The 16,011-nt window shown below is 60.5% G+C and carries 14 protein-coding genes; 4 read left to right on the forward strand and 10 right to left on the reverse strand.

Features of this window, described 5'->3' with window-relative positions:
* Positions 1 to 33: 33 nt before the first annotated feature.
* From O3S81_RS24265 to O3S81_RS24305, 9 genes are all read right to left on the reverse strand, one after another.
* Positions 34 to 819 carry a 3-hydroxybutyrate dehydrogenase gene (locus O3S81_RS24265; RefSeq protein WP_269347325.1) on the reverse strand — a complete coding sequence of 262 codons (786 nt, stop codon included), beginning with the start codon at positions 817 to 819 and terminating at the stop codon, positions 34 to 36.
* 4 nt (positions 820 to 823) lie between these two features.
* Positions 824 to 2,779 (reverse strand): acetoacetate--CoA ligase, encoded by a 1,956-nt coding sequence (locus O3S81_RS24270; RefSeq protein WP_269347327.1) that lies wholly within the window; start codon positions 2,777 to 2,779, stop codon positions 824 to 826.
* Entirely contained in the window at positions 2,776 to 3,660 is an 885-nt protein-coding gene (mmsB, locus tag O3S81_RS24275) for a 3-hydroxyisobutyrate dehydrogenase (RefSeq protein ID WP_269347329.1), read from the reverse strand. The genes O3S81_RS24270 and mmsB overlap by 4 nt, the downstream gene beginning before the upstream one ends.
* 13 nt (positions 3,661 to 3,673) lie before the next feature.
* On the reverse strand, positions 3,674 to 5,269 hold the full coding sequence (locus tag O3S81_RS24280) for a GMC family oxidoreductase (protein WP_269347331.1): 1,596 nt from the start codon (positions 5,267 to 5,269) through the stop codon (positions 3,674 to 3,676).
* 75 nt (positions 5,270 to 5,344) lie between these two features.
* On the reverse strand, positions 5,345 to 6,352 hold the full coding sequence (locus O3S81_RS24285; RefSeq protein ID WP_269347333.1) for a branched-chain amino acid ABC transporter permease: 1,008 nt from the start codon (positions 6,350 to 6,352) through the stop codon (positions 5,345 to 5,347).
* A gap of 1 nt (position 6,353) precedes the next feature.
* On the reverse strand, positions 6,354 to 7,241 hold the full coding sequence (locus tag O3S81_RS24290; RefSeq protein WP_269347335.1) for a branched-chain amino acid ABC transporter permease: 888 nt from the start codon (positions 7,239 to 7,241) through the stop codon (positions 6,354 to 6,356).
* 2 nt (positions 7,242 to 7,243) lie between these two features.
* Positions 7,244 to 7,945: an ABC transporter ATP-binding protein gene (locus tag O3S81_RS24295; protein WP_004437876.1), complete on the reverse strand. Its 702-nt coding sequence runs from the start codon at positions 7,943 to 7,945 to the stop codon at positions 7,244 to 7,246.
* A 1-nt stretch (position 7,946) separates the two neighbouring features.
* Positions 7,947 to 8,732, reverse strand: coding sequence for an ABC transporter ATP-binding protein (locus tag O3S81_RS24300; RefSeq protein ID WP_269347338.1), 786 nt, complete (start codon positions 8,730 to 8,732; stop codon positions 7,947 to 7,949).
* 29 nt (positions 8,733 to 8,761) lie between these two features.
* On the reverse strand, positions 8,762 to 9,970 hold the full coding sequence (locus O3S81_RS24305) for an ABC transporter substrate-binding protein (RefSeq protein ID WP_269347339.1): 1,209 nt from the start codon (positions 9,968 to 9,970) through the stop codon (positions 8,762 to 8,764).
* A gap of 212 nt (positions 9,971 to 10,182) precedes the next feature.
* Here O3S81_RS24305 and O3S81_RS24310 point away from each other — a divergent pair, with 212 nt between their 5' ends.
* Positions 10,183 to 11,100 carry a LysR family transcriptional regulator gene (locus O3S81_RS24310; protein ID WP_269347341.1) on the forward strand — a complete coding sequence of 306 codons (918 nt, stop codon included), beginning with the start codon at positions 10,183 to 10,185 and terminating at the stop codon, positions 11,098 to 11,100.
* A gap of 136 nt (positions 11,101 to 11,236) precedes the next feature.
* Entirely contained in the window at positions 11,237 to 12,259 is a 1,023-nt protein-coding gene (locus tag O3S81_RS24315) for an LLM class flavin-dependent oxidoreductase (protein ID WP_269347343.1), read from the forward strand.
* Between the two features lie 50 nt (positions 12,260 to 12,309).
* On the opposite strand, the gene O3S81_RS24320 is transcribed toward O3S81_RS24315, so the two are convergent.
* Positions 12,310 to 13,428 carry a mandelate racemase/muconate lactonizing enzyme family protein gene (locus O3S81_RS24320; RefSeq protein WP_269347345.1) on the reverse strand — a complete coding sequence of 373 codons (1,119 nt, stop codon included), beginning with the start codon at positions 13,426 to 13,428 and terminating at the stop codon, positions 12,310 to 12,312.
* 229 nt (positions 13,429 to 13,657) lie between these two features.
* Between O3S81_RS24320 and O3S81_RS24325 the strand changes: the two genes are divergently transcribed.
* Together O3S81_RS24325 and O3S81_RS24330 are read left to right on the forward strand one after the other, a co-directional pair.
* Positions 13,658 to 14,332, forward strand: a complete 675-nt coding sequence (locus tag O3S81_RS24325; RefSeq protein ID WP_269347347.1) for a GntR family transcriptional regulator — start codon at positions 13,658 to 13,660, stop codon at positions 14,330 to 14,332.
* A gap of 124 nt (positions 14,333 to 14,456) precedes the next feature.
* Positions 14,457 to 15,926: a mannitol dehydrogenase family protein gene (locus tag O3S81_RS24330; RefSeq protein ID WP_269347348.1), complete on the forward strand. Its 1,470-nt coding sequence runs from the start codon at positions 14,457 to 14,459 to the stop codon at positions 15,924 to 15,926.
* Positions 15,927 to 16,011: the final 85 nt, after the last annotated feature.

Consider the following 16,011-nt stretch of genomic DNA (forward strand, 5'->3'; position numbering starts at 1 on the left):
CGAGACGGTTCGCCGAGGGCAGACGCGTGAAAATTATTTCGCCGTCCAGCCGCCATCGATGGAAATCGTCGTGCCGGTGATGGAGCGCGCCATATCGCCTGCGAGATAAAGCGCCATTTCCGCCACTTCCTCCGGCTGCACGAAACGTCTCGTCGGCTGCGGCGCCAGCATCACCTTTTTCACCACCTCTTCCTCGCTCATGCCATGCACCCGCGCCTGATCGGCCACCTGGGCTGCGACCAGCGGGGTCCAGACATAACCGGGGCAGATGGCGTTGCAGGTAATGCCGAGTTCGGCCACTTCCAGCGCCACGCTTTTTGTCAGGCCCACTACCGCATGTTTGGTCGCCACATAAGGCCCCTTGAAGGGCGAAGCCCGCAAACCATGGGCAGAGGCGATATTGACGATGCGGCCCCAGCCCCTTTCCTTCATACCCTGCAAGGCAGCGTGGATCGTGTGGAAAGCGCTGTCGAGCGAGATCGCGACGATGCGGGAAAAATCGGCAAAATCGAATTCGTCGATTGGCGCAACCTTCTGGATGCCGGCATTGTTGACCAGCACATCGATACGGCCGAGTTCGGCGATGACGGTTTCCGGCAGATGCGCGCTTTCATCGTAATTCGCAAGGTTGGCGGAAAAATAGACCGGCCGATGCCGCGCCACTTTCGCAACCGCCTCAAGGGCCTGCGCGCCCTCCTCCGCCGTTTCCACGCCGTGGACGGCGACCAGATACCCGGCTTCAGCAAAACGTTTGGCGATGGCGAGCCCGATGCCGCTGGTGGAACCCGTGACCAGCACGGTTTTTGGTTGATCCTCCATCGGCCTAGTCCTTCAGCTGCGGCAGGTTGCGGAAAAGTTCGAGCGCTTCGGGATTGGCGAGTGCATCGGCATTCTTCACCGGCCGACCATGGATGGTATCGCGCACCGCGATTTCGGAAATCTTGCCGGAACGGGTGCGGGGAATGGCGCTGACGGCGATGATCCTTGCCGGCACATGCCGCGGCGTGGCGCCGGAACGGATACGGCTGCGGATGGTCTTTTCCAGTTCCTCCGTCAGGGCCACGCCGCCCCTCATGCGCAGGAAGAGGATGACCCGCTGGTCTCCATCAATATCCTGCCCGACGGCAATGGCCTCCTCGACATCAGGCACGGTCTCCACCTGGCGGTAGATTTCGGCTGTGCCGATGCGCACCCCGCCCGGATTGAGCGTCGTGTCCGAACGTCCATGGATGACATATCCGCCGGATGGGCGCATTTCGGCGAAATCGCCATGCGCCCAGATACCGGGGAAACGATCGAAATAAGCGGCCTGATACCGTGAACCATCCTCATCGCCCCAGAATTTGACCGGCATGGAGAGATGGGCATTGCGGCAGACGAGTTCGCCCGCGACACCGCGAACGGAATGTCCTTCATCATCCAGCGTATCGATATCCATGCCGAGCATCGCGCCCTGCAATTCACCGCGATGAACCGGCTGCAACGGATTGCCGCCGAGGAAACAGGCGCAGATATCCGTGCCGCCGGAAATGGAGGCAAGATGCACATCCGCCTTCCATTCGCGATAGATATAATCGAAGGATTGCGGGATGAGCGGCGAGCCGGTCGAGAGAATGGCCCTCAGCGAAGACAGATCGTGGCTTTCACGCGGCTTCAGCCCGGCCTTCAGGCAGGCATCGATGAACTTCGCCGAGGTTCCAAAGGTCGCGATCCGTTCGGCATCGATGAGATCGATGAGCCGCCCGGGCGTCGGATAACCGGGATTGCCGTCATAGGTGACGAGCGTAGCGCCGAGCGCCAGGCCGGAGACCTGCCAGTTCCACATCATCCAGCCGCAGGTGGTGAAATAGAAAAAGCCCTCTCCCTCCTGAATATCGCATTGCAGCTTCTGTTCCTTCATGTGCTGAAGAAGCAGCCCGCCACCGGAATGGGTGATGCATTTCGGCTTGCCTGTCGTGCCCGAGGAATAAAGGATCGCCAACGGCGCCTTCACGGGCAGACGGTTAAAGGCAATCTCCCCCGCCTTATAGGGCGCGACGAAATCCGAAAGCGTCACACAGGCGAGATCGGCAAGGCTTTCGGGAACGGCGTCACCGATCAGCACGATCTTTTCAGGAGCCGCACTTTCCGCCACGGCGCGGATGGTCGGGCCGACATCGATGCGTTTGCCGGCATAACCATATTCCGGCACGGCGATGAGGATTTTCGGATCAATCTGCGACAGGCGATCGGAGGCACCTGCCGGGCCGAAATCCGGCGAACAGGAGGACCAGATGGCCCCGATGGCGCTCACGGCCAGATAGCTGACAATCGCTTCGATATCGTGGGTGACGATCGCACCGACGCGGTCGCCTTCCTGCACGCCCGCATGAACCAGCGCCTGCACCATGCGGGACACCTCGTCATAAAGCGCCCTGCGGCTTATCTCACGCCGTGTGCCATCATCGCGATGGGCGATGATGGCAAGACGCTCATCGGCATCGCGCAGCAGGTTTTCGGCATAGTTGAGCCGTGCGCCGGGATAAAACTCGGCATCCCGGATCGCCGCACCGGCTTTGAAGGCCGTTTCGCCACGCGTGCCGATGATACCGAGCTCGTCCCACAGCGCATCGTAAAAGGCGTCCGGCGCGTTGATGGACCAGCGCAGCAGGCCAGCATAATCATCGGCGGCCAGCCCGTGCAACGGCGCGGTTTTCGCCGCGAAAGCAAAAAGCGCCGAGCCTACCAGCCTTGCCCGCGACGGCACCCACAGAATATCGGACGACGTGGCCTCCATCATGCTTCGCCTCCGCGCAGCATCTCGACAATGGCGGAGAAATCACGCCCGCCACCGCCTTCGCCGACGAAGCTTTCATAAAGCGCCGACGCCGCAGCCCCAAGCGGGGTGGAAACACCCGTGCCATTGGCCGCCGCCTGCGACAGCTTCAAATCCTTCAGCATCAAGGCCGCCGCAAATCCGGGCTGGTAATCCTTGTTGGCGGGCGATGTCGGCACCGGTCCCGGCACCGGGCAGTAGGTGGTGAGCGACCAGCATTGTCCCGAAGAGGTGGAGGCAACATCGAACAGCGCCTGATGCGAAAGCCCGAGTTTTTCGCCGAGCACGAAGGCTTCGGAAACCGCGATCATGGAAATGCCGAGGATCATGTTGTTGCAGATCTTCGCCGCCTGGCCGTTGCCGCCCTTGCCGCAATGCACGATTTTCTTGCCCATTGCCTCCAGCACGGGCTTTGCCGCCGCGAAAGCCTCCGGCTCGCCGCCGCACATGAAGGTCAGGGTGCCGGCCGCAGCGCCACCCGTGCCGCCGGATACGGGGGCATCGACCGAGGGGCAGCCGGCGGAAGCGGCCAGTTCATGCGCCTTCAGCGCGCTTTCCATATCCACCGTCGAGCAATCGATGAGCAGCGTTCCGGCGGAGACCTTTCGAACCAGATCGCCATAGACCGAAACGACATGTTCGCCCTTCGGCAGCATGGTGATGATCACATCCACCGCGTCGGTCGCTTCGGCAGAATCCACTGCCACGGGAATGCCGGCCTCCTTCGCCGCCGCACGGCAGGCTTCGGCAAGATCATATCCCCTGACGGTGTAACCTGCCTTGACGAGATTGGCGGCCATCGGCAGGCCCATATGTCCCAACCCGAGAAAAGCGACGGTCTTCATGGGAGCGCTCCTTTCAGCGATTATCCGCAAGGATCATGTCGGCGGCTTTTTCGGCAATCATGATCGTCGGGGAATTGGTGTTTCCGGAGGTGATGCGCGGCATCACCGAAGCGTCGGCGACGCGCAGTCCGGCGAGCCTGCGAAATTTCAGCCGCGCATCGACAACGCTCTCCACATCCGACCCCATGCGCAGCGTGCCGACGGGATGGAAGATGGTGGTGCCTATGTCGCCCGCCGCCTTCGCGAGATCATTGTCGTTTTCGAAAGACGGGCCGGGCCGGTATTCCTGCGGGTTGAAGCGGGAAAAGGCCGGCTGGGCGACGATGCGGCGCGTCAGCCGCATCGCGTCGATGGCCACCTGACGGTCGCCTTCGGTGGAGAGATAGTTCGGGCGGATTTCCGGCTGCATGGCGAAATCCGGTCCTTTCACATGCACTGAGCCCCGGCTTTCCGGCCGCAGATTGCAGACACTTGCAGTAATGGCCGGAAAAGTGTGAACCGGATCACCGAACTTGTCGAGAGAAACCGGCTGGACATGATATTCCAGATCGGCGGTTTCCTTTTCCGGCGAGGAGCGGGTGAAAACTCCGAGCTGGCTCGGCGCCATTGACATCGGGCCGGAGCGGGTCAGCGCATATTCGAGGCCGATCCGCGCCTTGCCGAACAGGGTGGAGGCCCTTTCATTCAACGTCAGCACGCCGGAGACCTTGTAGACCATGCGCAATTGCAGATGGTCCTGCAGGTTCTCGCCCACGCCCTGAACCTCCGCCACCGTGTCGATACCGGCGGCCTGAAGCACGTCGCCACGGCCGACGCCGGAAAGCTCCAGAACATGCGGCGAACCGATCGCGCCGGCGGACAGCACCGTCTCGCGGCGTGCGCGCATCTTTTTCAGGACGCCGTCATGGTGGAACTCGACGCCGGTGACGCGACCGTCTTCAATGATGAGGCGCTTGACGTGGGCCTTGGTGAGAACCGTCAGGTTCTTGCGGCCGAGTGCCGGTTTCAGAAATGCCTTTGCCGTGTTCCAGCGCCAGCCCGAGCGCTGGTTGACGTCGAAATAACCGGCGCCTTCATTGTCGCCCCGATTAAAATCATCGGTCGCGGGAATGCCGGCTTCGCCCGCTGCCTTCTGGAAGGCATCCAGCACATCCCAGCGCACCCGCGCCTTTTCCACCCGCCATTCACCGCCGGCGGAATGCAGGTCGCTTTTGCCGCGATAGAAATCCTCCGACTTCAGGAAATAGGGCAGGATATCGTTCCAGCCCCAGCCCTCGCAGCCGAGCTGCCGCCACATATCGTAATCGCGGGCCTGGCCACGCATATAGATCATGCCGTTGATGGAGGAGCAGCCGCCGAGAACCTTGCCGCGCGGATAGATCAGCGAGCGACCGTTGAGCCCCGGCTCTTCCGCCGTCTTGAAACACCAGTCGGTGCGCGGATTGTTGATGCAATAGAGATAACCGACGGGAATATGGATCCAGTGGTAATTGTCATTGCCGCCCGCTTCCAGAAGCAGCACGCGGTTGTTCGGATCCTTCGAAAGGCGGTTGGCGAGAACGCATCCGGCACTTCCCGCTCCGATGACGATATAGTCATAGTCCCCCATGTTTTTCTCCATAAGCCGCCCTTGCCGCGTCGTCCCGGACGCGGAGGAGGCTTTTTCCTGTGTTTTCAAAAATACCTAGCCGCGGTGCTGGAAGCCGAGTTTTCTCCCAAGCCGCGACGCGTAAAATTCGCCGATCAGTCCGCGCCGGAACACCAGGACGCAGGCCATGAAGACAAGGCCGGTGATGATGGTGACCGGGAAATCCGATGTCGCGAGATAGTTCTGCAAGGTGACCACGAGACCTGCGCCAAAGATCGGGCCGATCATGGTGCCAATGCCGCCGAGCAGCGTCATCAGGATCACCTCGCCGGACATCTGCCAGGTCACATCCGTCAGCGTCGCGAACTGGAAGACCAGCGCCTTCAGCCCGCCCGCAAGACCGGCCAGCGCCGCCGACATGACGAAAGCGCCGAGCTTGTAACGCTGCACGCTGTAGCCCAGCGAAATGGCGCGCTGCTCGTTCTCACGAATGGATTTCAGGATCATGCCGAAGGGCGAGTTGACGAAGCGCCAGATGACCAGCAGTGCCAGCACGAAGGCGGCGAGCACCGTGTAATAGATGTTGAGCGGCGCATTGAGGTCGAGAAGGCCGAAGAGATGGCCGCGCGGCACGCCCTGCAACCCGTCCTCGCCATGGGTAAACGGCGCCTGAAGGCAGAAGAAATAAAACATCTGCGACAGCGCGAGCGTGATCATGGCGAAATAGATGCCCTGACGACGGATGGCAAAAAAGCCGATGACGAGGCCGAGAAGGGCAGCACCCGCCATGCCGATGACAAGACCGATCTCAGGCGTCACGCCCCATTCCTTCACCGAATAGGCGGTGAAATAGGCAGCACCGCCGAAAAACGCCGCGTGGCCGAAGGAGAGCAGCCCGGTGTAACCGATCAGCAGATTGAAGGCGCAGGCAAACAGCGCAAAGCACAGGAGCTTCATCAGAAAGATCGGATAAACGAACATCGGCGCGGCGATGAGGACGGCGAGCCCCGCCAGAATGAGCATGGTCTTGATGGTTCCGGCAGTCGCCGAAACTTCCGTCTGCGGCAGCGTACCGGCGGTGGGGCTATGGGTGGCTTTGGACATATCAGGCGTCCTTTCCGAAAAGTCCGGCGGGGCGGATGAGCAGCACAAAGGCCATGATGACGAAGATGACGATGTTGGAGGCTTCCGGGTAGAACACCTTGGTCAGTCCTTCGGCGACGCCCAGCATGTAGCCGGTGACGATGGCGCCCATGATCGACCCCATGCCGCCGACGACCACCACGGCAAAGACGACGATGATGAGGTTCGTGCCCATCAGCGGCGAGACCTGATAGATGGGTGCGGCGAGAACCCCAGTGAACCCGGCAAGACCGGCACCCAGCGCATAGGTCAGCGTCAGCAGCACCGGCACATTGATGCCGAAAGCCTGCACCAGCGTCGGGTTTTCGGTGGCCGCCCGCAGATAGGAGCCGAGCCGCGTCTTTTCGATCAAAGCCCAGGTGGCGATGCAGACGATAAGCGAAATCACGACAACGAAAGCGCGGTAATTCGGCAGGAACATGAAGCCGAGATTGGTGCCGCCGGCAAGCTCGCGCGGCACCGAATAAGGCTGCCCGGCAGCGCCATAAAGCCAGCGGAACGTGCCTTCCACCACCAGCGCCAGGCCGAAGGTGAACAGCAGCCCGTAAAGCGGATCAAGATCATAAAGTCGCGACAGCAGGAAACGTTCGATGATCGCGCCGAACAGCGCGACGACGAGCGGCGTGACGATGAGCGCCACCCAGAAATTGATGCCGAAATATTGCAGGCCGAGGAAAGCGACAAAAGCGCCGAGCATATATTGCGCGCCATGGGCAAAATTGATGACGCGCAGCAGGCCGAAAATGACGGCGAGACCGAGCGACAGCAGCGCATAGAAGGAGCCGTTGATAAGGCCGACCAGCAATTGCCCGAGGAGCGCCTGAATGGGAACGCCGAAGATCATCGTCATGGTTAAACCCCCAGCACCTTGTTGAGTTCACCCATGCGGGCGGAAAGCTCGCCGACCGGAAAATCGCCAACCATCTGGCCGTGATCCATAAGGTAGAAACGGTCTGCAATGCGGCTTGCAAAACGGAAATTCTGCTCGACCAGAACCACGGTCATGCCACGGCTCTTCAGTTTCTGCAGCACCTCGCCGATGCGCTGCACGATGACGGGGGCAAGCCCCTCGGTCGGTTCGTCAAGCAACAGCACCTTCACGCCGGTACGCAGGATGCGCGCCATGGCCAACATCTGCTGCTCGCCGCCGGAAAGCTTGGTGCCGGGGCTGGTGCGGCGTTCGTAAAGATTGGGAAACAGCTCGTATATCTCATCGAGCGTCATGCCGCCGGAAGCGACCACGGGCGGCAATTTCAGATTTTCCTCAACACTCAGCGTCGCGAAGATGCCGCGCTCTTCCGGCACGAAACCGAGACCGTATTTCGCCGTGCGGTGTAGCGGCACCGGCATCAGATCCTTGCCGCCGAGCTTGATGACACCCTTGCGGTTGCGGATGATGCCCATGATGGTGCGCAGCGTCGTGGTCTTGCCCACGCCGTTACGGCCGAGAATGGTGATGGTTTCGCCTTCGCCGACGGTGAGATCGACGCCGTGCAGGGCCTGGCTTTCGCCATACCAGGATTTCAGGTTGGAGACTTCGAGCATTGCCGCCATATCAAGCCTCCTCCGTGCCCATATAGGCCGTGCGCACGCGTGGATCGGCGGAAACCTCAGCATAATCGCCTTCCGCCAGAATTTCACCACGTTGCAGAACCGTGACGTGGTGGCAGATATCCGCCACAACTTTCAGATTATGTTCGACCATCAGCACCGCGCGGGTTTTGGCCACCTCGCGGATGAGTTCGGCGACATGGGAGACATCTTCCCCGCCCATGCCGGCCATCGGCTCATCCAGCAGCAGCACCTTCGGATCGAGCGCCAGCGTGGTGGCGATTTCGAGAACCCGCTTGCGGCCGTAAGAAAGATCGGCCGCAAGTGCATGTTTTTCCCGCGTCAGGCCGACCATGGCGATCAGCTCCTCGGCACGGGCGTTCAGCCTGTCGAGCGAAGAGAGCGGCAGCCAGAACTGCGTTGCAAGGCCACTCTGCCGCTGCAACGCCACCCGCACGTTTTCCAGAACCGTCAGATGCGGAAACACCGCCGATATCTGGAAAGAGCGCACGAGGCCGAGACGCGCCACCTTGTCCGGCGGCGTCCTTGTTATATCCGTTCCCATGAAGGTGATCGCCCCGCCCGTCGGCTGGAGAAACTTGGTCAACAGATTAAAGACCGTAGTCTTGCCGGCGCCGTTCGGACCGATCAGCGCATGCACGCGGGCATGATGCACGTCGAGATCGACGTTTTTCACGGCCGCGAATGCGCCGAAAGTTTTGCTGAGACCACGCGCCGAAAGAACGACGCGATGTTCGGCCTGCCCGGCGGGGGCGGGAGCGATCGTCATGAAACTTTCCCCTTTATTACGTCAGTCTTTTATTGCGTCACCAGCGGGCAACCGCTTTTTGCGGGGTCCATGAAGGCTTCCTTGCCGGGGATGGTGGCAAGCACCTTGTAATAATCCCACGGCTGCTTGCTCTCATCCGGCTTCTTCACTTCCATGAGATACATGTCGTGGATCATGCGGCCGTTCGCTGCCACATGGCCGTCCTTGGAGAAGACATCGTTAACGGGCATTTCCTTCATGGCCTTGGCGACGGCATCGGCATCGTCGGTGCCTGCCTTTTCGATGGCTTTCAGGTAATGCAGCACGGCGGAATAGGTGCCGGCATGCACCATGTTCGGCATGGCGCCGGTGCGTTCCTTGAAACGCTCGCCGAATTTGCGCGATTCATCGTCGCGGTCCCAATAGAATCCTTCCGTCAGCGTCAACCCTTGAGCCGCCTCAAGACCAAGCCCGTGCACTTCGGCAAGCGTGAAGAGAAGGGCGGCAAGCCGCTGGCCGCCCGCCACGATGCCGAATTCGGACGCCTGCTTGATGGCGTTGGAGGTATCGAGGCCGGCATTGGCAAGACCGATGACCTTCGCGCCGGAGGACTGCGCCTGCAGCAGGAAGGAGGAATAATCCGTCGTCGCGAGCGGATGGCGCACCGAGCCCAGCACCTTGCCGCCGTTGGCCTTGACGAAATTGGAGGTGTTTTCTTCCAGCGAATAACCGAAGGCGTAGTCCGCGGTCAGGAAGAACCAGCTGTCGCCACCCTGCTTGACGAGTGCGCCGCCGGTGCCGACCGCCAGCGAATAGGTGTCATAGGCCCAGTGGAAACCATAGGGGCTGCACTGCTTGCCGGTCAGCTCGGTGGTTGCAGCACCTGTATTGACGGTGATCTTCTTCTTGTCCTTGGAAAGCGCCTGCACGGCAAGACCCACCGACGACGAGGTCAGTTCCATGATCGAATCGACCTGTTCGGTGTCGTACCATTGCCGGGCAATGTTGGATGCCACATCCGCCTTGTTCTGGTGGTCGGCGGTCACCACCTCAACCGGAGCATTGAGCACCTTGCCGCCGAAATCCTCGACCGCCATCTTTGCGGCTTCGTAAGAGTATTTGCCGCCGAAGTTGGCGTAGACGCCCGACTGGTCGTTCAGGATGCCGATCTTGACCTTACCGTCCGAAATCTCGGCGGCATAAGCGGCGGTGCCGGCGGCCAGTGCCATGGCCGTGGATAAAACGATACTCTTGCGCATGACTTCTCCTCCCAGAGATGATTGCGAGCCTCAGATTGTCTGTGCAGCGGTGAACGAAACCGTTGCACCCGAATGGCCGCACCGCCCTCCTCAAAGCGATGCATCCTGAGCCTAGACTTCTCGAATTCGGCCGTTGACACAAGAGCGGGGCATCATCAAATTGCGAACAGGAACTGTTCATTTTTGAACAGAACTTTTGACGGGAGACAAATATGGCTACCCCTTTCACCTGGGACGACCTGCAATATTTCCTGGCCGTGGCCCGCACCGGACAGCTCTCATCGGCCGCCCGCAGCCTGCGCACCAGCCACGCCACGGTCTCCCGCCACATCGACAGGCTGGAATTCTCGCTTAAAACCAAGCTGTTCGAGCGAAACCCGCGCGGTTATGAGCTGACGACGGTCGGGCGGCGGCTGGTGGATACCGTCGAGCGCATCGAGGCGGAGGCTGAACGGCTGCAATCGGATATATCCGAAAGCGGCAGCCTGCTGCGCGGCGTGGTGCGCTTGAGCGCCCCTGAAGGTTTTTCCAATTTTTTCTTCGTGGAAAGGCTGAAGGACTTCGCCGTGACCCACCCCCACATCATGGTGGAAATGGTGACGATCCAGCAGATCATGGCGCTTTCCCGAAAGGAAGCGGATGTGGCGGTGACGCTCGATCCGCCAAAGGCCGGTCCCTATATCAACGAACAGATCATCGATTACACGCTGCATATCTATGCCTCGCGTTCCTATCTCGCCGGGCGGCCGAAAATCCTGAAGCGTGAAGACCTGCTCGATCACTTCTTCATCGGTTACGTGCAGGATCTTATCTTCTCGCCGGGCCTTGATTATATGCGCGACGTGCTGCCGGGCCTCAGACCCAACTTCCAGTCATCGAGCATTTTCGCGCAGCTGACAGCGACGCTCAGCGGCCGTGGCCTCTGCATCTTGCCGAATTTCATCGCCGCGCGCTTTCCGGATTTGCAGATGGTGCTTGCCGGCGATGTCGAGCTGCGGCGCGGTTACTGGCTGACCAGCCATCAGGATTTTGCCAACGTGCCGCGTGTGCGCTCGCTGATGGATTTCATTCTTACCACCGCGCGCGCGCATGAAAATCTCTTCATCCTCGATCGCAAGACGATCGCCTGAAACGGCCATCGTTCACATTTCGGCGACACCGTGTCTATGGATGACCGGTTGGAGGAAACGCGCCCCTGCCTATATGACTGACAACAACGAAGCCGGTTTGTGAAAACCGGCATCCTCCGACATCTGGAAGGTCATCATGAAAAAGATCGGATTCCTATCCTTCGGCCACTGGACGCCCTCGCCGCAGTCGCAGACACGCTCCGCGGCCGACACGCTGCTGCAATCGATCGACCTCGCCGTGGCTGCGGAAGAGCTGGGTGCCGATGGCGCCTATTTCCGCGTGCACCATTTCGCCCGTCAACTCGCCTCGCCCTTTCCGCTTCTGGCCGCCGTCGGCGCCCGCACGAAAAATATCGAGATCGGCACCGGCGTCATCGACATGCGCTATGAAAACCCATTTTACATGGTGGAAGATGCCGGCTCGGCAGACCTCATCGCCGGTGGGCGCCTGCAGCTCGGCATCAGCCGCGGCTCGCCCGAGCAGGTGATCGATGGCTGGCGTTATTTCGGTTATCGCCCGGCCGAAGGCCAGAGCGAAGAGGACATGGCGCGGCAGCATACCGAGGTTTTCCTCGAGCTTCTGAAGGGCGAAGGTTTCGCCGAGCCGAACCCGCGGCCGATGTTCCCGAACCCGCCCGGCCTTTTGCGTCTGGAACCGCATTCCGAAGGACTGCGGGAGCGCATCTGGTGGGGCTCGAGCTCCAATGCAACGGCGGTATGGGCGGCAAAGCTCGGCATGAACCTGCAAAGCTCCACCCTGAAAACGGATGAAACGGGTGAGCCTTTCCATGTTCAGCAGGCGCAGCAGATCCGCACCTTCCGGGAAGCCTGGAAGGAGGCCGGTCATACGCGTGAGCCTCGTGTCTCAGTCAGCCGCAGCATCTTCGCGCTCGTTAATGATCGCGACCGGTCCTATTTCGGTTACGGCAACGAAGGCGACGACAAGATCGGTTATATTGATGACAAGACCCGCGCGATCTTCGGACGCAGCTATGCCGCCGAGCCTGAAAAGCTGATCGAACAGCTGAAGGCCGACGAAGCCATCGCCGAAGCCGACACGCTGCTCCTGACCGTGCCGAACCAGCTGGGCGTCGATTACAACGCCCATGTGATCGAGACGATCCTGAAGCAGGTGGCGCCGGCTCTCGGCTGGCGATAACGGCTGTTCCCGAAAATGAGCAAGGCGGCGCATTCCCTGCGCCGCCTTTTTTATTTCACCGCCTTGCCATAACGGGAGAAGCTTTCAGCCAGCGGCGTGGTGCTCGCACCCGGCTGCTCGGGCCGTTTGTAAACACCATCACGCACATGGATCGGCTCCTCGAAATGGTCCTTGATCCACGGAATATATTCGAGAATGGTCGATGCCGGATGCCAGTAGCTCAGATGCACATGCACCTGGCTCATTTCACCGGCATGCGGCACCACCGGCAGGTGGTGCGCAAGCGCCAGATCGGCGACCTGGATATATTCGGTGATGCCGCCAAGCCGCGTCACATCCGGCTGGACATAGGCAACCGCGCCGGCATCGATGAAGGAATGGAACGCATCCACCGTATAAAGCTGTTCACCCAGCGCAATCGGAATGGAGGTGTTGCGCGCCAGCCGCGCATGGCTCGTCACATCGTCATACCAGAGTGGCTCCTCGAACCAGTAGATATCCAGATCTTTCGCCCCTGCACAGAAACGCTGGCATGTCGGCAGGTCCCACTTGCCGTTGCCGTCAATGGCAATGCGGATCGTGGAACCGACACGTTTGCGGACGGCGGCAAGGCGGGCAATATCAATATTCGGATCGTCATGCCCGACCTTGACCTTCAGGCGCGTGAAACCGTCTTCCTCCACCGCCCTGGCGCTGCCCGCCAGCAAGTCTTCCAGCGTGAAGGACAGCCAGCCGATATCGGTATTATAAGCCTCCACCGCCGCCGTGCGAGCGCCACCGAGAAGATGCCAGAGCGGCACGCCTGCCTTTTTCGCCTTGATGTCCCAGAGCGCCACATCCACTGCGGCGAGCGCCAGATGGGTGATGCCCGCGCGGCCGACCCATTGCAGTGCCGGATAACGGGCAAGTTTCGTCCAGAGCCTTGAATGGTCGGATGCATCCTCACCCAGAAGCAAGGGGGCGTAACAATCGCTGATGCAGGATGTGATCAGCCTGTCGGAGGGCAGATGTGCGTGGGTGCCGGTGAAACCATAACCCTCGATCCCGTCGCTCGTCGTGATTTTCGCACCGACAACGCCCCAATGGGTGATGCTGTGAGTGGAATCGGAAATCGATTCCGAGGTCAGCGGCAGATGCAGGATGAAAGGTTCGACAGCGGTTATTTTCATGATCGGTCATTCCTCATTGCTTGAACGGCTTGCGAGGAGGAACGGACCAGCCTTCCGCGATCCATGGGCACGGTGACGGTTTTCTGGGGAGCGACCTCCCGCCCTCCTCCGGCGGTTGGTTTCCAATGGGGGATAGAGCTAACCGAAAAACAGCCTTTGTAAATAAAAAATTTTTTATTTTTAATATTCAGCCATTGCCTGCCCTGCGAAGCTGGGTGATGATGCCGGCATGAACACGCTGGTCAAAGTCACACTCGCCGATCAGGCGCATCGGGAACTTCGCGCCCGCATCGTCAGCGGCAAATTGCGCGGCGGCGAACGGCTGCTGCCCAATGAGCTTGCGGCCGATCTCGGCATCAGCCCCACGCCCGTCAAGGAAGCCTGCCTGAAGCTCGAGGCTGACGGGCTGGTGGTCAATTCCTCACGGCGCGGCATGGTGGTGCGCGATTTTACCGTCGAGGATGTGGAAGAACTCTACGCCGCCCGAATGCTGCTCGAAAAAGGCGCGGTGGAAGTGGCTTTTGATGCCGGGCAGTTGAATGAGGCGCTGCATGCGCGGCTGCTGCAAAACCTGGCGCAACACCGCGCATTCGCCAAAGGTTCAACGCTGGACGAATTGTCGAAGGCGCTTTTTCATGACCGCAGCTTCCACACGGCCCTGGTTGCGGCGGCACACATTCCCGTCATTTCCGGCTCACATGAACGTATTCTCGACCAGACGCACACGGTGTTCGTCTCGATCCTCGGCGATTACGCCCGCTCGGTCGAGGAGCACCAGAATATCGCCGACGCCATCGCCGCCGGCAGCAAGGCGCAGATCGTCGATGCCCTGTGGCGGCATCTCGAACGCAGCCGGCAAAATACACTGCGCCAGGTCCGGCTGCTCAAAGAGGCCCGGGGCTAATCTATCGAAATATGACCGGTTCAGGAACAGGGGGAGAAACTGACATGATGCGCGAAAACCAGAATACCGCGATGGACGCGGCACGAACTATGGATTTATCCTTCGAGACAGGGATTTCGTATCGATGACAGACCGGCTTTCCGCTGCCACCCTTACCCGCCTACCGCAATCCGTCGCACCGCCCGCCTATGATCGCCAGACCGTCACGCCGGGCATCGTGCATCTCGGCGTCGGGGCCTTTCACCGGGCGCATCAGGCGGTTTTCATCGATGATTGCCTCAATCGCGGCGAAACCCGATGGGGTATCGTTGCCGCGTCGCTGCGCAGCCCGGATACCCGCGACGCCATCGAACCGCAGGACAATCTCTACACATTCTGCCTGCGAGACGGCCAGAGCGAGCGGCTGCGGATCATCGGCTCCATTCTGGAAACCATCGTCGCACCAGAAGCCCCCGAACGGCTGGTGGAGCGGCTGTCCGATCCGGGTGTCCTCATCGTCACGCTGACGGTGACGGAAAAGGGCTACCTGACCAATCTCGCCTCTCGCAGCCTGTTGCGCGATCATCCCGATATCGTCCATGACCTTGAAAACCCCGACCGACCACGCTCCATCTTCGGTTTCATCCTTGCAGCCACGCGGCGCAGGCGCGATGAAGGCTCGCTGCCGCTGACGCTTCTTTCCTGCGACAACCTGCCTGCCAACGGCCATGTGCTGCGAAAGCTGCTGCTGGAATTTGCGGAACTGGCCGATCCGGAGCTGGCCTCGTTCATAGAAGCCAATATTGCCTGCCCCTGCTCGATGGTGGACCGCATCGTACCCGCCACCACCGATGCGGACCGGGATGTGATCTCGGCGGCGCTTGGCCTGCGCGATGTCTGGCCCGTGGTGGCCGAGCCCTACTTCCGTTTTGTCATCGAGGACCGCTTTCCGCATGGAAGGCCGGCGCTCGAAAGATCGGGCGTGGAATTTGTCGGCGATGTCGAGCCATACGAACATATGAAGCTCAGAATGCTGAACGGCGCCCACAGCGCCATCGCCGCCATCGGCCAGATCGCCGGCCTTGCGACGGTGGCCGACGCATGGGCCGAAAAAACCGTGCGCGATTTCATCGATGCCTATTGGCGCGAAGTCGACCGAACGCTGGACCCCGCCGTCGACGGTGCGGAATTCGTGGCAGGCCTGCGGCAGCGTTTCGCCAATCCATCGCTGCAGCACAGGACCATGCAGATCGCCTCCGACGCCTCGCAGAAGGTGCCCTTGCGCATTCTTGCTCCGCTGCGCGAATTGCTGGCGGAAAAGGCCGAAAGCAGGGCCATCATTTTTGCCATCGCCCTGTGGATCAGATCCTGTGCGGTCAGGAATGAAAAGGGGCAGCCGATCACCATTCTCGATCCCGCTTTCAAGGAGTGGGATGCGCCGGACCAGCTGGCAATGGCGCCGGATGATGTGGTCGACCGTTTTCTTACTTTCGAACGCACCTTTGGCAAGGACCTGCCGAAAAACGAGACCCTCGTCTCCAGCCTGAAAGCCGCCTATCGCGATATTCGGGAGCAAGGTGCACTGGCAGCCATCGAGCGTTTTTTGAAGTCCTGAAACGAGCTGGCGGGAAACGCGCCATCGTCATGCTCGGGCCTGTGAGAGAAGGTTATCGGCAGCCTGGCGAGGCTTAGGCTGCCGA

Source organism: Agrobacterium sp. SOY23 (genome assembly GCF_027212525.1).
Classification (GTDB): domain Bacteria; phylum Pseudomonadota; class Alphaproteobacteria; order Rhizobiales; family Rhizobiaceae; genus Agrobacterium; species Agrobacterium tumefaciens_I.